At 60.7% G+C, this 20,992-nt stretch carries 19 protein-coding genes; 5 read left to right on the top strand and 14 right to left on the bottom strand.

Annotation, left to right across the window (positions count from 1 at the left end):
- Positions 1–2: 2 nt before the first annotated feature.
- The 5 genes from ABWV89_RS18645 to ABWV89_RS18625 all read right to left on the bottom strand — a co-directional run bounded on the left by ABWV89_RS18645 (position 3) and on the right by ABWV89_RS18625 (position 6,109).
- Positions 3–1,304, bottom strand: a complete 1,302-nt coding sequence (locus ABWV89_RS18645; protein ID WP_353400501.1) for a molybdopterin molybdotransferase MoeA — start codon at positions 1,302–1,304, stop codon at positions 3–5.
- Between the two features lie 52 nt (positions 1,305–1,356).
- Positions 1,357–1,890 carry a molybdopterin-guanine dinucleotide biosynthesis protein B gene (gene mobB, locus ABWV89_RS18640; RefSeq protein ID WP_353400498.1) on the bottom strand — a complete coding sequence of 178 codons (534 nt, stop codon included), beginning with the start codon at positions 1,888–1,890 and terminating at the stop codon, positions 1,357–1,359.
- Positions 1,891–1,933: 43 nt separating this feature from the next.
- Positions 1,934–3,370 (bottom strand): threonine synthase, encoded by a 1,437-nt coding sequence (gene thrC, locus ABWV89_RS18635; RefSeq protein ID WP_353400496.1) that lies wholly within the window; start codon positions 3,368–3,370, stop codon positions 1,934–1,936.
- A 60-nt stretch (positions 3,371–3,430) separates the two neighbouring features.
- Positions 3,431–4,753 (bottom strand): homoserine dehydrogenase, encoded by a 1,323-nt coding sequence (locus ABWV89_RS18630; RefSeq protein WP_353400493.1) that lies wholly within the window; start codon positions 4,751–4,753, stop codon positions 3,431–3,433.
- 117 nt (positions 4,754–4,870) lie between these two features.
- Positions 4,871–6,109, bottom strand: coding sequence for a pyridoxal phosphate-dependent aminotransferase (locus tag ABWV89_RS18625; RefSeq protein ID WP_353400490.1), 1,239 nt, complete (start codon positions 6,107–6,109; stop codon positions 4,871–4,873).
- Positions 6,110–6,281: 172 nt separating this feature from the next.
- Between ABWV89_RS18625 and ABWV89_RS18620 the strand changes: the two genes are divergently transcribed.
- The 4 genes from ABWV89_RS18620 to ABWV89_RS18605 all read left to right on the top strand — a co-directional run bounded on the left by ABWV89_RS18620 (position 6,282) and on the right by ABWV89_RS18605 (position 10,073).
- Entirely contained in the window at positions 6,282–6,671 is a 390-nt protein-coding gene (locus ABWV89_RS18620; RefSeq protein WP_353400488.1) for an Mth938-like domain-containing protein, read from the top strand.
- Positions 6,672–6,911: 240 nt separating this feature from the next.
- Complete coding sequence (locus tag ABWV89_RS18615; protein WP_353400485.1) at positions 6,912–7,388, top strand: peroxiredoxin; 477 nt, start codon at positions 6,912–6,914, stop codon at positions 7,386–7,388.
- Positions 7,389–7,612: 224 nt separating this feature from the next.
- Positions 7,613–9,376, top strand: a complete 1,764-nt coding sequence (locus ABWV89_RS18610; protein ID WP_353400482.1) for a PhoH family protein — start codon at positions 7,613–7,615, stop codon at positions 9,374–9,376.
- Between the two features lie 31 nt (positions 9,377–9,407).
- Positions 9,408–10,073, top strand: a complete 666-nt coding sequence (locus tag ABWV89_RS18605) for an AraC family transcriptional regulator (RefSeq protein WP_353400479.1) — start codon at positions 9,408–9,410, stop codon at positions 10,071–10,073.
- A 24-nt stretch (positions 10,074–10,097) separates the two neighbouring features.
- Here the strand turns inward: ABWV89_RS18605 and ABWV89_RS18600 are convergent, their stop codons facing one another.
- The 8 genes from ABWV89_RS18600 to ABWV89_RS18565 all read right to left on the bottom strand — a co-directional run bounded on the left by ABWV89_RS18600 (position 10,098) and on the right by ABWV89_RS18565 (position 16,502).
- The gene (locus ABWV89_RS18600; protein ID WP_353400477.1) at positions 10,098–10,493 is read right to left on the bottom strand and encodes a VOC family protein; all 396 of its coding nucleotides are present in this window, start codon (positions 10,491–10,493) and stop codon (positions 10,098–10,100) included.
- A gap of 130 nt (positions 10,494–10,623) precedes the next feature.
- Positions 10,624–11,991, bottom strand: a complete 1,368-nt coding sequence (gene dnaB, locus ABWV89_RS18595) for a replicative DNA helicase (RefSeq protein ID WP_353400564.1) — start codon at positions 11,989–11,991, stop codon at positions 10,624–10,626.
- 516 nt (positions 11,992–12,507) lie between these two features.
- Positions 12,508–12,960 (bottom strand): 50S ribosomal protein L9, encoded by a 453-nt coding sequence (rplI, locus tag ABWV89_RS18590; protein WP_353400474.1) that lies wholly within the window; start codon positions 12,958–12,960, stop codon positions 12,508–12,510.
- 12 nt (positions 12,961–12,972) lie between these two features.
- Entirely contained in the window at positions 12,973–13,254 is a 282-nt protein-coding gene (gene rpsR / locus ABWV89_RS18585) for a 30S ribosomal protein S18 (RefSeq protein ID WP_353400471.1), read from the bottom strand.
- On the bottom strand, positions 13,241–13,555 hold the full coding sequence (gene priB / locus ABWV89_RS18580) for a primosomal replication protein N (protein WP_353400468.1): 315 nt from the start codon (positions 13,553–13,555) through the stop codon (positions 13,241–13,243). Before priB ends, rpsR begins: the two co-directional genes overlap by 14 nt.
- Before the next feature lie 26 nt (positions 13,556–13,581).
- Positions 13,582–13,950 (bottom strand): 30S ribosomal protein S6, encoded by a 369-nt coding sequence (gene rpsF / locus ABWV89_RS18575; protein WP_353400465.1) that lies wholly within the window; start codon positions 13,948–13,950, stop codon positions 13,582–13,584.
- 148 nt (positions 13,951–14,098) lie between these two features.
- The gene (locus ABWV89_RS18570; RefSeq protein ID WP_353400463.1) at positions 14,099–16,228 is read right to left on the bottom strand and encodes a sodium:solute symporter family protein; all 2,130 of its coding nucleotides are present in this window, start codon (positions 16,226–16,228) and stop codon (positions 14,099–14,101) included.
- Entirely contained in the window at positions 16,221–16,502 is a 282-nt protein-coding gene (locus tag ABWV89_RS18565; RefSeq protein WP_353400461.1) for a DUF4212 domain-containing protein, read from the bottom strand. The genes ABWV89_RS18570 and ABWV89_RS18565 overlap by 8 nt, the downstream gene beginning before the upstream one ends.
- 268 nt (positions 16,503–16,770) lie before the next feature.
- Here ABWV89_RS18565 and ABWV89_RS18560 point away from each other — a divergent pair, with 268 nt between their 5' ends.
- On the top strand, positions 16,771–18,663 hold the full coding sequence (locus ABWV89_RS18560; RefSeq protein ID WP_353400458.1) for a putative nucleotidyltransferase substrate binding domain-containing protein: 1,893 nt from the start codon (positions 16,771–16,773) through the stop codon (positions 18,661–18,663).
- Positions 18,664–18,709: 46 nt separating this feature from the next.
- Here ABWV89_RS18560 and ABWV89_RS18555 read toward each other — a convergent pair whose 3' ends face one another.
- Positions 18,710–20,932 (bottom strand): 3'-5' exonuclease, encoded by a 2,223-nt coding sequence (locus ABWV89_RS18555; protein WP_353400455.1) that lies wholly within the window; start codon positions 20,930–20,932, stop codon positions 18,710–18,712.
- Positions 20,933–20,992 lie beyond the last annotated feature (60 nt).

Here is a 20,992-nt window from a genome sequence, read left to right as displayed (position 1 = left end):
TGTCACCCCAGCAGGTCCGCAAAGGGGATGTAGGGAACGAGATCACCATGGGCGATGGTGGCGCCAGCCGGGTTGTCGACCATCCCGTCGCCCCACACTGCAGAGGTCAACACCCCGGAGCTCTGATTGGGGAAAAGGTCGAGGCCGCCATTGGCGTTGCGGCGTACCCGCAGGAACTCCCGCCGCTTTTCGGCCTTGGTCACCGTGAAATGCGCAGGCAGCATGACGGGGCGGAAAGCCGGCTTGTAGGCCGAAGTGGCCGCCCCCTGGAGTTTGAGCAGAAAGGGGCGGACCAACAGCATGAAAGTCACAAAACTGGACACTGGATTGCCGGGCAACCCGATGAAATGGCAGGGGCTGGCCTGCTCAGCGCCTGCCCCGGCATCCCTTCGAACGGTTCCGTAAGCGAAGGGTTTGCCCGGCTTCATGGCGATCTTCCACAGATCCAGGCTACCCAGTGCCTGCACGGCGGGCTTGATGTGATCTTCTTCACCCACTGACACGCCGCCACTGGTCAGGATCAGGTCGTGGTGGTCGGCAGCGCTCTTGAGCGCCGCGAGTGTCTTGTCCCGACTGTCTGGCACGATCCCCAGGTCGCTGACCTCGCACCCCAGGCGTTCGAGCATGGCTCGCAGGAAAAACCGGTTGGAGTTGTAGATGGCGCCAGGCTTCATGTCCTGGGGTGCCACATCGCCGGGCATGACCAGCTCGTCTCCAGTTGAAAAAAGCGCTACCCGCGGCCGGCCCACCACCTGCAGCCGCGCCATGCCGATGCTGGCAGCCAGACCGATCTCTGCCGGGCTGAGCACCTGCCCCTTGGGCAACACCACGGTGCCACGGGTGACGTCCTCGCCGGCGCGACGGACCCATTGACCCGGCTTGGGCAATATGTCGATGTGCACGGCATGCATGTCGCCGCTGACTTCGCGTGTCTCCTCCTGCATCACTACCGCATCCGCGCCTTCGGGCAGCGGAGCACCGGTGAAAATGCGGGCGCAAGTGCCTGGCTCCAGTGGCTGGGCTTCGTGCCCGGCCGGGATGCGCTGGGAGATTGGCAACACTGCGCTCACTTCACTGACGTCGCTGCAGCGCAGCGCATAACCGTCCATGGAGGAGTTGTCCAGGGCGGGCACACTCAGCGCAGAAGTCAGGGCCTCGGCCAGCACGCGACCGTCTGCCTCAAACGTCGGAATGTCATCCGTCGAGCCCAAAGGCTCGACCCGGGAGAGCAGATCGGACAGCGCTTCACTCAACGCCATCAGAGGGGCCCGCTGTAATGGCTGCTGGTTCTCAGGTGCATTCATGTCTCGTGTCTCTCCTCTCTGAGTGACCGGCCTGTTCGGCCGATCACCTGCGTCAATCGTATGCCGCAGCGTTGTATTCGAACCGTTCTCCGTGGTCGACCATCCACTGGGCAATGGCGGCTGCATCGTTCCGTGAGAAAACGGGCAGCTGAGTCGACTCCGTCAGCTTGTCCGGCTGATCCGTGGCCACCGCCACCACAAACGGATCCAGCTCGAACAGCGGAGCGCCGGTGCCTTCGCTGGACCAAACCTCGATCTTTCCGATGTCGGCATCCTTGAAGCCTTCGATGATCACCCAGTCCACTCCCGGGTAGAGCTCACCGATCAGGTGGTGGACCGACATCTCGTGTGTGCGCTCGAACTCGCGCATCAGAACCATGCGCTGAGGGGAAGCCGCCACCACTTCAAAAGCACCTGCCTCACGGTGGCGATAGGTGTCTTTGCCCGGGCGGTCAATCTCGAGCTTGTGATGGGCGTGCTTGATCACCGATACCCGCAAACCCTTTTCCTTGAGCGCAGGAATCAGTTGCTCGATCAAGGTCGTCTTGCCCGAGTTCGAACTCCCGGCGAATCCGATCACCTTCATGGTTTGCCGTTCCAGTCAGAATTGAGTCCGGCACGCAGCCGACTCACGTGGCCACATGGCAGTGTTCATTGATGTACTTCTTGACGGCGACCACGTCGGCCTGCATCACATGGACGCGTTTGGGCAAGCCCTCAATGCCCTCAAACTTGGCCGGACGCTCAGGCGGAATACCCAGCGCCTCTTCGATGGTCTCGGCAAATTTGATCGGCAATGCCGTCTCCAGCACGATGACATTTTCCTGTGGGAGCCGGCGCTCACGGGCAACCTTGACGCCATCTGCCGTGTGGGTGTCGATCATCACCTGATGGTCTTCCCAGACTTTCCTGATCGTCTGCAGCCGATCGGCGTGCGTGCTCTTGCCGCTGACAAAGCCAAACTGCCTGGTCGCAAGATCAAAGCTGGGGTGCTTGCTCAGATCAAAGCGGCCGTGAATGGCCACCTCGTCGGCGAACAGCTGCCGCGTCACATCTGCATCGCGCCCCACCAGATCGAAAATGAAGCGCTCAAAGTTGCTCGCCTTCGAGATATCCATGGACGGGCTGGACGTCTCATAAGTGTCGGCGCTGCCACGCACCCGGTAAACACCAGTGCGGAAGAACTCGTCGAGCACATCGTTTTCATTGGTGGCCACGATCAGGCGATCGATGGGCAACCCCATCTGCCGCGCCACATGGCCAGCACAGACGTTGCCGAAGTTGCCCGATGGCACCGAGAAGCTGACCTTCTCAGTATTGCCGGATGTCGCCTGGAAGTAGCCCGCAAAGTAGTAAACCACCTGAGCAAGCAGACGCGCCCAGTTGATGGAGTTCACGGTGCCGATCTTGTGGTTCCGTTTGAACTCGAGGTCGTTGCTGACCGCCTTGACAATGTCCTGGCAGTCATCGAACACACCCTCAATGGCGATGTTGTGAATGTTCTCGTCCATCAGGCTGAACATTTGTGCCTGCTGGAACGGGCTCATGCGCCCATGGGGGCTGAGCATGAACACACGCACGCCCTTCTTGCCTCGCATGGCGTACTCGGCCGCGCTGCCGGTGTCACCGCTGGTAGCGCCCAGGATATTCAACTCTGCCCCGCGGCGGTCCAGTTCGTACTCGAACAGGTTGCCCAGCAGTTGCATGGCCATGTCCTTGAAGGCCAGCGTCGGCCCGTTGGACAAGGCCTCAAGGCAAACGCCCTCTTCGAGCGGCTTAAGTGGCACGATTGCCGAAGTGCCGAAAGCGGTTTCGGTGTAGGTGCGATCGCAAATGGCGCGCAAATCCGTTTGAGGAATGTCATCGATGTAGAGCGACAGCACCTTGAATGCCAGTGCCGCATAGCCCTCGTCCTGGTAGGTTTTGCGCAACTCGGCCAACATGGCCTCGTTGACCTCAGGGTAGCGCTCCGGCAGGTACAGACCACCGTCCGGTGCCAGCCCTTCCAGCAGGATTTCACAAAAATGCTTGCGGTCCGGATGACCGCGCGTGCTCAGGTATCGCATGGGTGTCGGATTCGAACGTCGTGTCTCTGACAGTGGGTCTTGATGGCTCTCGCCAGGCGCTCAGTTGAGCTCTTCCTTGCGGATGCGCACGATCGGCGCCAGCACTGAAGGCAATGTCTGAATCTTCTCCAGCGTCGCATTCATCTCGCCCTCGCGGGTGTCGTGGGTCAGGATGATCAGATCCGTCTGGTTGCCATCCTCACCGCTGATCTCGTCAGACTCGCGCTGGAGCACTGCATCGATGCTGATACCGGCTTCTGCCAGCAAGCCAGTCACCTTTGTCAGGACGCCCGTCTGGTCGGCCACACGCATGCGCAGGTAGTAACTGGTCACCACTTCTTCCATCGGCAGCACCGCCTCATCCGACATGGCGCCTGGCTGGAACGCCAGGTGGGGCACACGGTGCGTAGGATCTGCCGTGTGCAGTCGGGTCACATCCACCAGGTCAGCCACCACAGCACTGGCGGTCGGCTCGCTGCCGGCGCCCTGTCCGTAGTACAGCGTTGTTCCCACGGCGTCGGCCTCGACCACCACCGCATTCATGGCACCCTCCACGTTGGCAATCAGGCGCTTGGCCGGCACCAGGCAGGGGTGCACGCGCAACTCCACACCCTTGGCAGCACGCTTGGTGATGCCCAGCAGCTTGATGCGATAGCCCAGCTGCTCGGCGTAGCGGATGTCCACCGACGACAGCTTGGTGATGCCTTCGGTGTAGGCCTTGTCAAACTGGACCGGAATGCCAAAGGCAATGGCGCTCATCAGCGTGACCTTGTGCGCCGCATCCACGCCTTCAATGTCGAATGTCGGGTCTGCTTCGGCATAGCCCAGACGCTGGGCTTCTTTCAGCACGACTTCAAAGTCCAGGCCCTTGTCGCGCATTTCGGAAAGAATGAAATTGGTCGTGCCGTTGACGATGCCCGCCACCCACTCGATGCGGTTGGCCGTCAGGCCCTCACGCAAGGCCTTGATGATCGGAATTCCGCCAGCGACAGCTGCCTCGAACGCCACCATCACACCTTTGGCAGATGCGGCAGCGAAGATCTCAGGGCCATGCACGGCCAGCAAGGCCTTGTTGGCCGTGACCACATGCTTGCCGGCGGCAATGGCCTCCATCACCAGCGTCTTGGCAATGCCATATCCGCCAATCAGCTCGATCACGATGTCGATGTCGGGGTTTTCGATGACCTTGCGAGCGTCGTCCACCACCTGCACGCCGTCACCGACGATGGAGCGGGCGCGCTCAACGTTCAGGTCGGCGACCATGGTGATCTCGATACCGCGACCGGCGCGGCCTTTGATTTCTTCCTGATTGCGAGTCAGAACGTTGAAGGTGCCACTGCCAACAGTGCCGATGCCCAGCAGGCCAACTTGTATCGGTTTCATGTGTCTAGTCTGATCTGATCTTTGGGGATCTTGAAAGAACCGGGGCCAACCCCGGATGTGAAAAATTGCTCGCCTGTCTCTCTCGAGTGCCTGGTGCCTGTCAGTGCTCTCACGGCATCACGCCGCCGGTTTGCTCGCATGTCGCAGGCGCCATTGCTCCAGAAACCTGGCCACTCGGCCAATGGCTTCCTGCAAGTCGTCCTCATGCGGGAGAAACACGATCCGGAAATGCTGGTTGTCCGGGTAGTTGAAGCCAGAGCCCTGCACCAGCATCACACGCGTGGCCCGCAGCAGCTCCATGAAAAACTGCCGGTCGTCCGCCACCGGATACATGGCCGGATCAAGCCTGGGGAACATGTACAGAGCCGCCTTCGGCTTCACGCAAGTGACGCCGGGAATGGCCGTGATGAGTTCGTAGGCCATGTCGCGCTGGCGGCGCAGGCGCCCGCCCTCCTTGACCAGGTCCTGAATGCTCTGATAGCCGCCCAGCGCCGTCTGCACCGCATACTGGCCCGGCACGTTGGAGCCGAGCTTGATGTTGGCCAGCATGTTCAGCCCGTCGATATAGTCGCGCGCGCACTCCTTCGGGCCTGCAATGTGCATCCAGCCCGCACGGTATCCGCAAGCACGGTATGCCTTGGACAAGGAGTTGAATGTCAGCGTGAGCACATCGTCCGCCAGACTGGCCAGCGCAGTGTGCTTCACACCGTCGTACAGCACCTTGTCGTACACCTCGTCGGCCAGCAGCACCAGTTCGTGCTCGCGTGCAATGTCGATCAGGCCCTTGAGCAGTTCGTCGCTGTAGAGCGCACCGGTGGGGTTGTTGGGGTTGATGACCACCAGGCCTTTGGTGCGTGGCGTGATCTTGCTTCGGATGTCGTCCAGGTTGGGCATCCAGTCGTTGGCCTCATCGCACATATAGTGCACCGGCGTACCGCCTGCCAGGCTCGCTGCCGCCGTCCAAAGGGGATAGTCTGGTGCAGGCACCAGCAACTCGTCACCCTCGTCCAGCAGCACGTCAATGGCCATCGCGATCAGGTCACTGGCGCCATTTCCCAGATAAATATCGTCGAGCGTGATGCCCTTGATCCCCTGCTGCTGGGTGTAGTGCATCACCGCCTTGCGGGCCGCAAAGATGCCTTTGCTGTCCGAGTAGCCTGCCGAATTGGGCAGGTTGCGAATCATGTCCTGCTGAATCTCCTCGGGCGCATCAAAGCCGAATGCAGCCAGGTTGCCGATGTTCAGCTTGATGATCTTCTGCCCTTCGTCCTCCATCTGGCGCGCCGCATCCACAATCGGTCCTCGCACGTCATACAGTACGTTGTTGAGCTTGGCGGACTTGCGAATCGTCTTCAAGAGGCCTCCTGGCGAAAAAGCAGTGTTCCTGGCAAATCATCAGCAGCGAACAACTAGACAGGCAGAGACCCTACATTTGAGGAGTCCCGCCCCGGGACGCTAGTATGGGCGCCATGCGCAGGGAAAACCTGCAATTTGACCACAGATTACCCGCCCCGCAAGCCATCGGCACATGAAGCTGCACGCAGACAGACCTGAACAACACAGTATCTCGGCCTACGGACCGGGCTGGATTGCCGTCAATGGCGAGCGCATGCACGCCAGCTTCGTGCTGTCGTCAGAGGCTGGCATCCTCAGTCAATGGGTTCCCGTGCCCCTGCCGTCCATGCAGGCGACTCATTTCGAGCAGTTGCTGGAACTCGCTGGCGAACCGCGTCCGGAACTTGTGATTCTGGGAACCGGAGAGCAGCTGCGGTTTGTGCACCCCAAACACACGGCTGTGCTGACCTCGCAGCGCGTCGGCCTGGAAACCATGGACACACAAGCAGCCTGTCGGACGTTCAACGTCCTCGCCGGTGAAGGCCGGCACGTACTGGCCATTCTTCTGCAGGAAGAAGTCTGAGGCCCTGGAGGCAGCAATTCATGCGACCGCCTTTGTCAGCCGCATGACAACTGGATGGCGTGCTAGCAAGACTGCAACAAAGCCCGCTCTGGCGCAAGAGGGAATGCCCTCGGGCAGGGATATCCAGAATCGGTTAAAATAAACAGGTTACCCGCTCAGATCCCGACCCGCTCCAGGGTCGCAGTCAGATCGGGCTCGCCACCGAATCCTCCATCCTTTTACGTCAGGGGTCCTCGCAGCATGGCAGTCGTTGTCAACAAACCCGTTCCCGAATTTGAAGCCCAAGCCACCGGCGGTGACAAAATCACCAACCAGTCGCTGATGGGGCAAACCGTCGTTCTCTATTTTTACCCCAAAGACAACACCCCGGGTTGTACCACGGAAGCAATGCAGTTCCGTGACAAGTACAAGGATTTCGTCAAGGCAGGCGCGCAAGTCTACGGCGTTTCCCGCGACAACATGAATTCCCACGATGACTTCAAGGCCAAACTTGAGCTTCCTTTCGAGCTGATCGCCGATACGGAAGAAAAGATGTGCCACATGTTCGGCGTGGTCAAGAACAAGATCATGTACGGCAAGAAGGTCAAGGGCATCGAGCGCAGCACTTTCCTGATCGGCGCCGACGGTGTTCTGATCCAGGAATGGCGAGGCCTGAAAGTCCCCGGTCACGTCGAAGACGTGCTCAAGGCCGTCAAGGCGATCAAGAAGGCCGCCTGACCGCTGCCCTGAAAGTGCCCGGCACCCCTCTGGCCAGCCGACACTGACGCAGCAGCACCACACCACCAATGGGGGTCTGAGCGAGTCGTGCATAATGACTCCATGCATTCAGGATGTTGTCCTGCTAACTCTTACTCCCCTGTCATTTCGACAGTCCGAAAAGCCGCTTGCTTTGCCAGGCGGCTTTTTGCTTTCTTGGCTGCCTGACCTCACTGAAACTGCCCATGCCTCTGCCTCCAGCACCTACCAAGCGCGCCAGCCTCGTTTCTCCCAAAGCATTCAACAGCAAAGCCAAGATCAGCGTTATCGAAGACGATGACGACAATGCCCCATTGATCCACCTGCCGGATGACGAAGCCAATCAGGCGCCAGCGGTCGCTCCCGTGACGGCACCGGCTGCTCCCGCCAAAGCACCTGCAGCACGCAAGACCGCAGCCAGAAAAGCCCCGGCCAAGAAGTCGGCCCGCCAAACTGCTGCCAAGGCAGCGCCGGCCAAAGCTCCGGCACAAGCAAAGGCACCCGCAGCCGATGCGGTGTCAACGACGGCGCCGGCGCAGGCAGCCATGAATCGCCGCCGCGTTCGCGCCACGGCTGATGGCAAGCGGCGCCTGTTCGTGCTCGACACCAACGTGCTGCTTCACGACCCCACGAGTCTGTTCCGTTTCGAGGAGCACGACATCTACCTGCCGATGATCGTGCTTGAGGAGCTCGATGGCCACAAAAAGGGCATGACCGAAGTCGCCCGCAATGGCCGGCAGACCAGCCGCAACCTGGACGCCCTGGTGGCCCAGCAAGGCGCCGACATGGTCAAGGGCATCAAGCTCTCGGCCACCGGCCACATGTCTGCCCGCGGCATGCTGTTTTTCCAGACCGAGCCACTGGGCGACGATCTGCCGGAAAGCCTGCCCCAGGGGAAGGCAGACAACCAGATCCTGGGAGTGGTCCACTCGCTACGTGGCAAGCACCCGGGCCGGGAAGTCATTCTGGTCTCCAAAGACATCAACATGCGCGTCAAGGCGCGCGCCCTGGGCTTGCTGGCCGAAGACTACGAGAACGACAAGACGCTGGACGACGGCGAGCTGCTGTACTCGGGTGCTCTTGCCCTGCCCCAGGATTTCTGGACACGTCAGAGCAAGACCATTGAGAGCTGGCAGAGTGGCAGCCACACCTTCTACCGGGTCAGTGGCCCCGCGGTGAACCAGTTCCACATCAACCAGTTCGTCTACTTTGAGGCACCGGACGAGCCGTCGCTTTATGCCCGCGTTACAGAGATCCGTGACGAAACGGCGGTGCTCAAGACGCTCAAGGACTACACGCACCTCAAGAACGCCGTCTGGGGCGTGGCCAGCCGCAACCGGGAGCAGAACTTCGCCCTCAACCTGCTGATGGACCCCGAGGTGGACTTTGTCACCCTCACGGGCACGGCAGGGACGGGTAAAACGCTCATGGCGCTGGCCGCCGGCCTGACCCAGGTCCTGGACGAACGCCGCTACACCGAGATCATCATGACCCGCGCCACCGTGAGTGTTGGCGAAGACATCGGATTCCTGCCCGGCACCGAAGAAGAAAAGATGGGCCCGTGGATGGGCGCACTGGACGACAACCTGGAATTTCTGGCCAAAGGCGACGTCAACGGCGCTGGCGAATGGGGGCGCGCCGCCACCAATGAACTGATCCGAAGCCGTATCAAGGTCAAGAGTCTGAACTTCATGCGCGGCCGCACGTTCATGAACAAGTACGTCATCATTGACGAGGCCCAGAACCTGACGCCCAAGCAGATGAAGACCCTGATCACCCGCGCCGGCCCCGGCACCAAGATCATCTGTATGGGCAACCTGGCCCAGATCGATACCCCGTACCTGACCGAGGGCTCCTCGGGCCTGACCTTTGCTGTGGACCGGTTCAAGGGCTGGCCGCATGGTGGCCACATCACCCTGGCCCGTGGTGAGCGCTCTCGCCTGGCCGACTTCGCCAGCGAAGTGCTCTGACGCTGCGGATCAATCGCACAGTGCATCTGGCATGGCCGACAACGCCTGGAACGGCAGCTACGGCAACGTCGTGGAGCGTTGGGAGTACGCCAGCGAGGAACGCCAGTCTGCGCTGGTGCTTCCGGATGGCTGTCGCGATTTGATCGGAACAGTCGCACCATCAGGGCAGCCCACCTGGTTTATCTCTGCCCTGCAAGACAGTGTGATGGTCAAATCTGTTGAAGCCGGCCAACGTTTCATTGGCTACAGGCTGCGGCCCGGCACACTGATTGACGATCAGGCTTTGCTGCTGGCCGTACAGAAGCGCGACATCCTGGACATCTCAGGCGTCGCTTCCGATTTGGTGGCGCACACCGCGCGCCTTGCCGCACTGGACGAGGCACTGGCATCCATTCAAGAAGGCTTGCCAACCCTCTCCTCCGATCATTGGCCAACCATTGGCGAGCGCAAACTCCAGCGCCTCTTTCAGCGCCACACCGGAAAGCCACCTGTTTTCTGGCGACGATTGGCCAGGTGGCGCAAGGCGATGCGATGGCTCAATCAACCGATCGAGTTGGCAGAAATTGCACTGATGGCTGGCTACTCAGACCAGGCACACATGACCAAGGAATGTCGTCGATGGTGCGGCATGACGCCACAAGCCGCGCGCGACGCTCAGGCCCGAGGCGACGTTCTGCTGGCCCAGGCATTTGCCTGACGGTCAGTGCGTTTGGGTGGTCAATCAGGCAGAGTCGGATGGCTCTACGGGGGTACACAGTTCCACCCAGAACCCATCCGGGTCAGCCACAAATGCAACGGTCTGTCCCCAAGACATCAGCTCGGGTGATTGTTTGAGCGTTGCGCCAGCCCTGACGGCGCGATCAAGTGCGCCCGCCACATCGTGTGTTGTCAAGGCGATTTCGAAGCAAGGCCTGTCGGCGTCTGGCGCTGAAGGCAGCTTTCCTTGCGCCTGCAAAAGCTGCCTGGAACAAAACGAAAGTGCTGTGTCTCCGGTCTTCAAGGTGGCGAAATCACATGACGGGTGCATGAACGCCAGTTCGAGTCCGAAAGCTGCCTCATAGAAGGCGACGGCGCGTGGAACGTCTGGGACATAGAGAATGGTGTATCCGAGCTGCATGGAAACGGTGACCTGCTTTTCGAGGGTTGGAAATCAGAAACGGCCCCCACTGTAGATTCACAGTGCGGGGCCGTCTTGTAGATTTCCGACAGGCTGCTCGTCCACCGGACGTGGCCGATGATGCTGATGATCAGAAGTCGTCGTGACCCGCCAGCGTTTCGAATCGAGTCAGCATGTTCAGGAATGCCAGCTTCACCGTACCCGTAGGGCCGTTACGCTGCTTGCCAATGATGATCTCGGCCACACCTGGTTCCTTGCAGGCGTCCTTGGTGTAGTACTCATCCCGGTAGATGAACATGATGATGTCCGCATCCTGCTCGATGGCGCCGGATTCGCGCAAGTCGCTCATCATGGGGCGTTTGTCGGTCCGCTGCTCCACGCTTCGGTTCAGCTGCGACAGGGCAATCACCGGGCACTGCAGCTCCTTGGCCAGCATTTTCAGGCCTCGGGAAATCTCGCCCAGCTCGGTGGCGCGGTTGTCGTTGCTGCTCTCCGAGCTGGAGCCGCTCATGAGTTGCAGGTAGTCGACCACGATCAGGCCAAGCTTGCCGCATTGACGGGAAAGACGACGGGCATTGGCGCGCAGCTCGCTAGGGGTGAGGCCAGGCGTCTCGTCGATGTGCAATGAAACGGTACGCAGCCGTTCAATGGCCTCGGTCAGGCGCGGCCATTCATCATCGGTCAGCTTGCCTGTTCGCAGGTGGCCCTGGTTGACGCGGCCAATGGAACCCACAATACGCACCGCCAACTGAGCGGCACCCATTTCCATGGAGAACACCGCCACAGGAAGGCCTTCGTTGAGCGCGACGTGTTCGGCGATGTTGATGGCGAACGCCGTCTTTCCCATGGAAGGGCGAGCCGCGAGCACCACCAGATCACCGGCCTGGAGGCCGGAGGTCATGCGATCGAGGTCGATGAACCCGGTGGGCACGCCAGTGACGTCGTTCGGGTTGTCGGCCATCTCCTGGACACGGTCGAGCAGATCCACCACCAGAGAGTCCATGGACTGGAAACCCTGCTTCATACGGGTGCCTTCTTCCCCGATCTTGAAGATTTTTTGCTCGGCCTCGTCGAGGATCTTGGCGACCTGGCGGCCTTTGGTGTTGAAGGCTGCGGTAGCGATTTCATCGCTGGCTGCTACCAGCTTGCGCAGAATGGCCCGCTCTCGAACGATCTCGGCGTAGCGGCGGATGTTTGCCGCGCTGGGCACGTACTGGGCCAGTGTGTTCAGGTAGGCCAGCCCACCCACGTCTTCGGACTTGCCCAGGGCCTGCAGGTGTTCGAACACCGTCACCACATCAGCAGGCTTGCTCGCATTGACCAGCGTGGCAATGGCCGAGAAGATCAGACGGTGCTCATAGCGGTAGAAATCGGAGTCGCTGACCAGATCGGCCACGCGGTCCCAGGCACCGTTATCGAGCAGAAGCCCACCCAGCACGCTGGACTCAGCCTCGATGGAATGCGGTGGCACGCGCAACTGAGCGACCGGATCGTCCATGCCGATGCCAAAAGATGGGTCGTCCAGGGACGGGTCGAAAGAGGAAATGTCGCTGTTCACGTTCTGGGATCGCTAAGAAGGTGTAGCCAGGGCCAAAGAGCTTGGGGGCAAGGCGTTGGCTGCGAGCATGGCGCCCGCCCATCACCAGCTCCCATCAGCCAAACCGGAATATTAGCCCGGGCACGACACGATGTCATGGCACAAGTCTGTGGATAAGTGGTGTACAGCCGGTTGACGACCGGTGAGCAAGCGGTGTACTGGCGAATATCTGACAAAGTCTGGCTCGTGCACAGACTTCCCCTTGCCAAGCATCTGTGATCAAGTGGTGGACAAGTTGTGCATTGGCAGGGGACAAAGCTGGCTTTGCGGTGCACAAGCTGTGCAAATCCTGCGCGGGGGCACTGCGGACGCCAGCGAAAAGAAAAAGCCGCTGACCTCCAGGAGGCAGCGGCTTTGAGGTGCCTTTTTGTCCGCCAGGCGTCGCCTGGGGCGAAGCCTGAACGCGACGGGCAGTGATCAGGCGGCTTCGCCTTCGATCACGACAGGCAGTTCGACGTCCACGTCGGTGTGCAGGTGCACATTGACGGTGTACTCGCCGGTGGTCTTCAGAGGACCATTGGGCATGCGAACCTGAGCCTTGCTCACTTTGAAGCCTTGCTTGTTGAGCTCGTCGGCCACATCGTGGTTGGTGACGGAACCGAACAGACGGCCATCGACGCCAGCTTTCTGGGTCATCTTGATGGCAGCTGCGGTCAGCTTCTCGGCGACAGCCTGGGCTTCGGCCAGCTTCTCGGCTGCAGCCTTCTCCAGTTCGGCGCGACGAGTTTCAAACTCGGCAATCGCTTCTTTGGTGGCTCGGCGGGCACGACCGGTAGGGATCAGGAAGTTGCGGGCGTAGCCGTCCTTGACCTTGACCACATCACCCAGACCACCCAGGTTCAGAACTTTTTCAAGAAGAATGATTTGCATGGTGTTCCCCTATCAGACGCGGTGCTGGTCGGTGTACGGCAGCAGGGCCAGGAAACGGGCGCGCTTGATGGCGGTGGATACCTGGCGCTGATAGATGGCGCGGGTACCGGTCAGGCGAGCCGGGATGATCTTGCCGTTCTCGGCAATGAAATCACGCAGCGTGTCGAGGTCTTTGTAGTCCACCTCTTCCACACCTGCCACGGTGAAACGGCAGAAACGCTTGCGCTTGAAGAGCAGGGATTGGCTCTTACGCTTTGGACGCTTGTCCTTGTTGAATCGCTTAGGTGCAGCCATTTTGGGCTTCTCCTTGTAACTTGCTGAATTCCTGAATATGGAGGGTCACGCCTTTTCCGTTTCTGGCATTGGCCAGGAACCCGTGGAAGACCCCGCTGCTCTCCAGCGGCTGCCGGGACATGGTCTCGGCCAATGCGCCAAAGGCGATGGCCTTCAGCTGGACTTTCACGATGCGGGGTGTGTCGAGTTCGATCAGTTCCGACTCGTGCTCCAGTACCAGATTGATGGCTGGGACACCTGCCGGCGTGTAGCGCAGAGACTGCAGCTGGACAACGCTGGCGGTCAGACTGACCTTGTTCACACCTCGGGAATGTGGCGCCTGGTGGATCAGGCGGCTGCCTGCTCCTGCTGTTGAGCTTTACGAGCTTCCTCGCGCTCCACGGCCTTCATCATCAGAGATGGCTCGGTCTCGGCCTTCTTCTTCTGGATGGTGATGTGACGCAGGACGGCATCGTTGAAGCGGAAGGCGTGCTCCAGCTCGGCGATGGACTCCTTGGTGGCCTCAACATTCAGGCACAGGTAGTGAGCCTTGCTCAGCTTGTTGATCTGATAAGCCAGCTGACGACGGCCCCAGTCTTCTTCGCGGTGGATCTTGCCTTCAGCGGCGGTGATCACACCTTTGTAGCGCTCCAGCATGGCCGGAACCTGCTCGCTTTGATCCGGGTGGATCAGCAAGACGATTTCGTAGTGACGCATAAACACTCCTTGCGGTTGTGAAGCTGCCCCCAGCGTCGAAGTGAGGTGCAGCAAGGAAAGAACCCATGATTATAGCGGTTTTTCGCGCTGGCACGCAAGCTGGCACCGGCGCGGGCCAGGGCGACACTCAGACCCCGGCCTGAAGTGCTCAGATCAGGGTATCCCGGCCGTCAGCCCCATGTGGTGAGGGCGGCGCCTCTTCCGGCCAGCGGTCTCGGGGATACCGCAGCCGGTCCACCATGCGCTGCACGCTGGTTTCGGGTGCAGGGGTGAAAAGGCTGATCAGAATGATCACGGCAAACCCGACCGGGACGCCAAAGACGCCGGCCGAAATGGGCTGTATGCCCCACCACAGCTCGATAGGCTTGCTCACGCCAAAGACGCTGCGCAACCAGGGCTGCGTGGTGGCCATGTAGTAGAAGGTCACGGCCAACCCGCTGAGCATGCCCATCGCAGCGGCGATGCCAGTCGCCCGCTTCCAGAAGATTCCCAGCACCAGCGCCGGGAAAAAGGCCGAGGCAGCAAACGAGAAAGCGGCAGAGACGAGAAACAGGATGTCCGCCGGCTTCTGGGCTGCCACATAGGCTGCGAGCAAGGCCACCACCAGCAGGATGACTTTGGAGATGGTGACACGCCGCGCCGTCGAAGCCTTGGGGTCAAACAGCTTGTAATACAGATCGTGCGAAAGCGAACTGGCAATGGTCAGAAGCAAACCGTCAGCGGTCGACAGCGCGGCAGCCAGCCCCCCTGCTGCCACCAGAGCGGAGATGACATAGGGCAGCCCGGCAATTTCAGCCGTCGCCAGTACGATGATGTCGCCCCCAATGGTCAGCTCATTGAGCTGCAGCTTGTTGTCACCGTTCACATCCGTGACGGACAGCAAACCTGGGTCCACCTTGTTCCACGCGCTCACCCATTGGGGCAGCTCGTCAAAAGATGTACCGATCAGGCCATGGAAGATCTCGTACTTGACCAGGACGGCCAGCGCCGGCGCGGTGAAATACAGAAGAAAAATGAAAAACAGCGCCCAGGTCACTGATTGCCGCGCCTCCTTGACGCCCGGGACGGTGTAGTAACGCATGAGCACATGCGGCAAGGCCGCTGTGCCCACCATCAGGCAGAACATCAGCGCCAGGAAATTGGCGCGAGAATCACTGAAGAGCGCCTGCTGCTGGGGGCTGCCACGCGGATCGCCAGCAAACTGTTGTGCATGCGCGGGCATGCCATTGAGAGGTTCGGCTTTGCTTCTGGCTGCCTCCAGCGCTTTTTGCCACTTTTCTCGTGCAGACACCTCATCCCTGGGCAGCGCAGCCAGCTCCTGCTCGGCCTGTGCAATGGCCGAGAGTTCCGCACCGTTGGACTGCATCCACCCAATGCGGGCCTCTGCAGCGGCCTTGTCGGCACGCAACGCTGCCGCAGGATCTTCCAGCTTGCGCTCGAGATCGCTTGCCTGGGCGGCGAAAAGCGCCCTCACCTGCTTCTCGACCGGATCGTCGATAAGCTCCTTTTCCTTTTCAGTGACCTGCTCCAGCTGGTAACCATAGATCGCCTGCGGTACCGGCACACCGGTCTGCTTCACCGACAGCCACACCACCGGAATCAGATAGGCCACGATGAGGATGATGTACTGGGCCACCTGGGTCCATGTCACCGCTCGCATGCCACCGAGGAAGGAGCAAACCAGGATACCCCCCAGCCCCAGAAAAATTCCGAGCTCGAATGCCACTCCGGTCAGGCGCGAAGTGATGAGGCCAACACCATAGATCTGCGCCACCACATAGGTGAACGAACAGATGAGCGCCGCCCCCACCCCCAGCAGTCTTGGCAACTGTCCTCCGAACCGTTCAGCCAGGAAGTCAGGAATGGTGAACTGCCCGAACTTGCGCAGATAGGGCGCCAGCAGCAAGGCCACCAGGCAATAGCCACCCGTCCAGCCCATGATGAATGCCAGACCGCTGTATCCGGACAGGTACAGGGTGCCTGCCAGGCCGATGAAGGACGCCGCCGACATCCAGTCGGCACCGATGGCCATGCCGTTGTAGAAGGCCGGCACCCTGCGCCCCGCCACGTAGTACTCCACCGGATCTGTCGTCCGGCTCATGATGCCTATGCCGGCGTAAAGCCCGACGGTGGCCAGCAGAAAAATGAAGCCGATGGTGTCCCGAGGCACACCCATGGCCTCCAGCATGGCCAGTCCGGCAAGAAACAGAAAAAAACCGCCCGTGTACCAGCTGTACACCTTGTTCAGCTGCTGCCGGAATGAGCCGGATTCACTCATCGCGCCCCTCACCAGACTCGTCGACAGCACCGTACCGGACATCGAGGCGGTGCACATACCAGGCGTAGAACGCAGTGATCAGCCCGTAGATCAGCGGAGCTCCTTGCGCGCCCATCCAGAAACTGAAGGGCCAGCCGAAAAAGGAGAAGCTGAGATCTCGCGCAAAAAAGCTGACAGCAAATGACACCAGAAACCAGACGAGCAGCAGCCAGACCGTCACGCGTCGCAGTGCCTTCCAGTGTCGGCGTCTTTGGGACAAATGCTGCTGGGTCATGAATGTCTGAGGTGGGCCTGGGACTTCGGCGCTGGCACCGGACGGTTGCGTGAGGGCCGAAACCGAGTGTAACCATGATGGCCGTCAATCCACTCTTACTCATAACTTACACGCACTCTCGAGTGACATCGCAACGGGCTGATGCATGTCAACAATGCGTGCTCACACGGGCCACCATTGAGCGTTGTCCATGTAGCATGTAGCCCAAACCATCCGCCGGTAATCCGACGACCTTTTGCCTGGGAGTAATGCAGCAGTGACCAGCCCGATGAACAAGTCCGGCCTATTGGCTCGAGCGAAGCAGCACCGCGTGTTCGGTGCCCTCCTCCCAGAACAGCAAACTGCACTCACGGATCGCATGGAATGCCATGTGCACCCCGCTGGCAGCGAGATCGCGCGCGGTGACGAGTTGCGGGAGTACCTTCGCTGGCTCCTCGAGGGAGAGGTCGACCTGCTGGACAAGGACGGCGATACAGTGGTGTCGCTGCGGCCAGGAGACTGTTTTGGCCTGCGCCTGGGCCTCGGTGTAGGCGCCACCAGCGCTGTGGCGCGCGCGCAAGCCCAGACGGCCACCGTTCCCGCCGCATTTGCGAACGAACTGCGCGACGCCTCTGCGGCCATGCGTTATTTCCTGCCGCCAGCACACAACGGCGTACCGGCAGCCGCACGTGACAAATCGACGGTTGGCCTGGCGACCGGAGCACCTTCAGCTGCGGGCGGTGGTGGAGACACAGCCGAACTCAACCTGATGACATCGCCTGTGCGTGCACTGGTCAAACGCGCACCCATCACTTTGCCGCCCGAGACACCTATTGTCGAAGCGGCCAGGCTCATGAGCGAGCAACGAGTGTCGTCTGTGCTGATCACCCAGGACGAGAAGCTCTGGGGCGTGATGACGGACCGTGACCTGCGAAACCGGGTCGTCGCTGCAGGCTTGGACATCCAGCAGCCGGTCTCGGCGATTGCCACGCAGGCCCCAATGACCATCGACATGGCCAAGCCGGCATTCGACGCCTTGCTGCTGATGGCGCGCCACAACATCCACCACGTGCCCGTGCTCGACGGGGAACGTGTGGCAGGCATGATCACCGCCACCGACCTGACTGAGCGCCAGAGCACTTCCGCGGTTCACCTGGCCAGCGAGATCTACAAGAAGACGTCGGTTGAAGGCCTGCAAACGGCTGCGGCAAAAATCGGGCGACTACAACAGTCGCTGGCCAGCGCTGAGGCATCGGCCTACAGCACGGGTCATATCGTGACCGCCATGACGGATGCCATCACTGTCCGGTTGCTGCAACTGGGAGAAGAGAAGCTGGGCAAGGCGCCCATCCCGTATGTCTGGGTGGCAGCAGGTTCCCAGGCACGCAGCGAACAGACAGCCAAGTCTGACCAGGACAACTGCATGGTGCTGGACGACAGCTACGACGAAGCCCGGCACGGCGAGTATTTCAAGGCTTTGTCCCAGTTTGTCTGTGACGGGCTTGATGCCTGTGGCTATGTCTACTGCCCTGGCGACATGATGGCCATGACGGACACCTGGCGGCAACCACGCCGGAAATGGGCGGAATACTTCAGCCGCTGGACCGGCTCCCCAGACCCCAAGTCCCTCATGCTGACCTGTGTCTTCTTCGATTTGCGCGCCATCCATGGCGACGCGGCACTGCTCGACGGCCTCCGTCGTGAAGTGCTTGACCAGACCAAAGGCAACAGTATCTTTCTGGCTTACATGGTTGGCAACGCCATGCAGCACCAGCCGCCGCTGGGCATGTTCAAAGGCATTTCCACCATTCGCAGCGGCGAACACAAAGGGACGATCGACCTCAAGCACACCGGCGTCGTGCCGGTGGTGGACCTGGCCCGGGTCTATGCACTGGCCGGAGGCCACGAGGCCGTGAACACCACGGACCGCCTGACCAGTGCTGCGGCCGGAGGTGCTATCACGGAGGAACGCTCCCGTGATTTGCGCGATGCCCTGGAATTTCTGGCCTACACGCGAATTCAGCACCAGGCTCGCCAGATCGCATCGGGTGACAAGCCGGACAATTACCTCAATCCGGATGAGGTATCCAACTTTGAGCGCTCACAGCTCAAAGACGCTTTCCACGTCGTACAGTCACTGCAGAACGTCCTCGGGCAACGGTATCAGGCCGGCCGCTTCTGACGCTTGTTTCCGAGCCTGCTCGCCTGGCCGATTGGCCGCCAGACGGTCAGTACTTGAGACGGGCGTAATAAGTCTTCTGGGCAGCCTCCATGGCCTGTCCGAGGGTGAGAATCCCTTTCTCTGCGAGGAGCGGAATAAGCCTGATCAATACCTCGGCCGTGACCATGGCGTCGCCCATCGCCGTGTGTCGACCGACCACCGGGATGTTGAACCGCTCTGCAATGGCTTCGAGCCGGTGCGAATCCTGATTGGGGTGGACCAGTGCGGACAGCAGCAGCGTGTCGATCACGGGCTGGTCGAAGCGCACGCCGGTGGCTTTCTCCTTGAGCTGAAGAAAGCGCATGTCGAAAGCCGCGTTGTGTGCCACCAGCACTGTGTCTTGGGCAAACTGGTGGAAGGCAGGCAGCACACGGTCAATGGTGGGTTGCCCTTGGACCATTTCGGGTTGAATGCCGTGGATCGGAATGGATGCTGCCGGAATGCTGCGTCTGGGGTCGACCAGTTGCTCAAAGCACTCGTGGCGCAACAACTTTCCATTGACGATGCGGGCCGCCCCGATCTGAATGATCTCGTCACCTTGTGACGGATTCAGGCCAGTGGTCTCTGTGTCGAACACGGTGTAGACCAGCTCATCAAGCGCCTGGTCTTCGAGACGCCGGCTTTGGGCCGTGACCTGGAACAGATCAAAGTCATAGTACTCCGGCCGGCTCTCCGTGTACCCCAGTGACTCCGCCGCCACGCGTTCGCGCTTGGTGGCCATGGGCAGCACCAGCCGGAAGAACGCTTCATGACGGATGCGCTCACGCTCAAAGCCAAAGCTGCCACGATGGCGCTCGATCACGTCTCTTACTGTCTGGTGGCTGCCCTGCCCCCCAAACTGCATGGGATCCATTTCCCAGTTCATCACCGTCTCGGTGTTCATGACCTGGCCGGTCCAGACCAGATCGAGCTGTGCCTTGCCAGCCGAGGCGTCGCTCGCAGACAGTCGCAGATGCACGTACCTGACATCGAACTCTTCGGCCAGCCTGGAGGCCAGGTAAGTCAGCACCTGGATGACCGAGAAGCTGTCCACCTTGAGCCAGACGGTCTCATCGGAATCAGCGACGCTGATGCGCAACCCGCCCAGTGCCTGCATTCGCTTGACAGCGACCTCAAGCAAATCAAGACCGCGGATATCTTCCATTCCCCAGCGAGACTGGAGCTTGTCATTGGCTCGCTGTTCCAGCGCATTGATCCGCTGGCTCAGCGTCCGGGCTTCCTCGCGAATCTGGTTGCGGTAGGTCTGGCGCTGTGCGGGCTCCAGGTCAGGGCGATCCAGAATGTCGACGATGGCCTGCATGTTGGCCAGCGCCGACCGGCTACCCGAAGTGAGGGTGTGCATGAGCTGGTCACGCGCGGCCTCGGCCTCGAATTCGTCCGTGATGTCATCGACCATCAGCACAAAACCGGACATCAGCGCAGCGATGTCTGCACCTTCCGGGTCATGGGCCTCCCCCTCGGCGCTGGTCGCTTGTGCTTCACGCACTGGCGCCATCTGGACACGCAGCAATTTGCCAGACTCGGTCGCAGAGACAAACTGGGATGAAGGGCGTTCGACGCGTTTTCGCACCTGATGCTGCACACTTTCCAGTGCGTGTGCCACCAGGGACCGGTCCAGCGCGCTGTAGATGGACCGCCCCAAGCCGATCAGCTCAGCCCCGCCTGCCACGCCCGGCGCCTGGGACAAGCCCATGAAAAGCTCTCGCGCCTTGGGGTTGTACAGAAGAATGCGCCCATCCAGGTTGCAGACGACCACGCTTTGCGCCAGTTCGGCCATCAGCGCGGCGAGGCGTGTGCGCTCCCTGTCGATACGGGCGGCCGACTGCGAGACCCGCTCGTCCATTTCCCTGCGAAGCGCCTCGCGCTGGTCGACCAGCTGGTTGAACAGCTGCGCCAGCGCCTTGGTCTCGAGGTTGCCTTTGGGCGTCAGCTCTCGAACGACGTCTGTCTTGAGCAGCACCTGAGCATCTTCAGCCAGTTGCACGGACGGCGTGACCCAATGGTCGAACCAACGCTTGAGGCCCAGCCCGATGGCCGCCATGCCAGCACCCCACGTCAGGGAAATCAGCGTGAGCCTCGAGCCCAGCAGATGCCAGACGGTTTCGCGTTCACCCGCTTCCAGGGTGGAACCGACAAACGCAATGGTCACCAAAAGCCATAGTACGGACAAGACAGCGGCAGCGGCCAGCAGCCACCACAGGCGCTTGTCTGTTTTTTTCTGTTTGCTCATGCCTCCTCCGGCCCGTTGAGGGAGAGCGAAACAACAAGGCTCGCCCCAAGGGTATGCTGG

The organism is Hydrogenophaga sp. 5NK40-0174 (assembly GCF_040372165.1).
GTDB lineage: Bacteria > Pseudomonadota > Gammaproteobacteria > Burkholderiales > Burkholderiaceae_C > Hydrogenophaga.
This window is presented reverse-complemented; position numbering and strand designations above follow the sequence as displayed.

What these genes read in the sequence shown, in the direction of transcription:
- ABWV89_RS18645 (WP_353400501.1), bottom strand. Translation starts at nt 1,304, where the DNA reads ATGAATGCACCTGAGAACCAGCAGCCATTACAGCGGGCCCCTCTGATG.
- mobB (WP_353400498.1), bottom strand. Translation starts at nt 1,890, where the DNA reads ATGAAGGTGATCGGATTCGCCGGGAGTTCGAACTCGGGCAAGACGACC.
- thrC (WP_353400496.1), bottom strand. Translation starts at nt 3,370, where the DNA reads ATGCGATACCTGAGCACGCGCGGTCATCCGGACCGCAAGCATTTTTGT.
- ABWV89_RS18630 (WP_353400493.1), bottom strand. Translation starts at nt 4,753, where the DNA reads ATGAAACCGATACAAGTTGGCCTGCTGGGCATCGGCACTGTTGGCAGT.
- ABWV89_RS18620 (WP_353400488.1), top strand. Translation starts at nt 6,282, where the DNA reads ATGAAGCTGCACGCAGACAGACCTGAACAACACAGTATCTCGGCCTAC.
- ABWV89_RS18615 (WP_353400485.1), top strand. Translation starts at nt 6,912, where the DNA reads ATGGCAGTCGTTGTCAACAAACCCGTTCCCGAATTTGAAGCCCAAGCC.
- ABWV89_RS18610 (WP_353400482.1), top strand. Translation starts at nt 7,613, where the DNA reads ATGCCTCTGCCTCCAGCACCTACCAAGCGCGCCAGCCTCGTTTCTCCC.
- ABWV89_RS18605 (WP_353400479.1), top strand. Translation starts at nt 9,408, where the DNA reads ATGGCCGACAACGCCTGGAACGGCAGCTACGGCAACGTCGTGGAGCGT.
- ABWV89_RS18600 (WP_353400477.1), bottom strand. Translation starts at nt 10,493, where the DNA reads ATGCAGCTCGGATACACCATTCTCTATGTCCCAGACGTTCCACGCGCC.
- dnaB (WP_353400564.1), bottom strand. Translation starts at nt 11,991, where the DNA reads ATGGACGATCCGGTCGCTCAGTTGCGCGTGCCACCGCATTCCATCGAG.
- rplI (WP_353400474.1), bottom strand. Translation starts at nt 12,960, where the DNA reads ATGCAAATCATTCTTCTTGAAAAAGTTCTGAACCTGGGTGGTCTGGGT.
- rpsR (WP_353400471.1), bottom strand. Translation starts at nt 13,254, where the DNA reads ATGGCTGCACCTAAGCGATTCAACAAGGACAAGCGTCCAAAGCGTAAG.
- rpsF (WP_353400465.1), bottom strand. Translation starts at nt 13,950, where the DNA reads ATGCGTCACTACGAAATCGTCTTGCTGATCCACCCGGATCAAAGCGAG.
- ABWV89_RS18570 (WP_353400463.1), bottom strand. Translation starts at nt 16,228, where the DNA reads ATGAGTGAATCCGGCTCATTCCGGCAGCAGCTGAACAAGGTGTACAGC.
- ABWV89_RS18565 (WP_353400461.1), bottom strand. Translation starts at nt 16,502, where the DNA reads ATGACCCAGCAGCATTTGTCCCAAAGACGCCGACACTGGAAGGCACTG.
- ABWV89_RS18560 (WP_353400458.1), top strand. Translation starts at nt 16,771, where the DNA reads ATGAACAAGTCCGGCCTATTGGCTCGAGCGAAGCAGCACCGCGTGTTC.
- ABWV89_RS18555 (WP_353400455.1), bottom strand. Translation starts at nt 20,932, where the DNA reads ATGAGCAAACAGAAAAAAACAGACAAGCGCCTGTGGTGGCTGCTGGCC.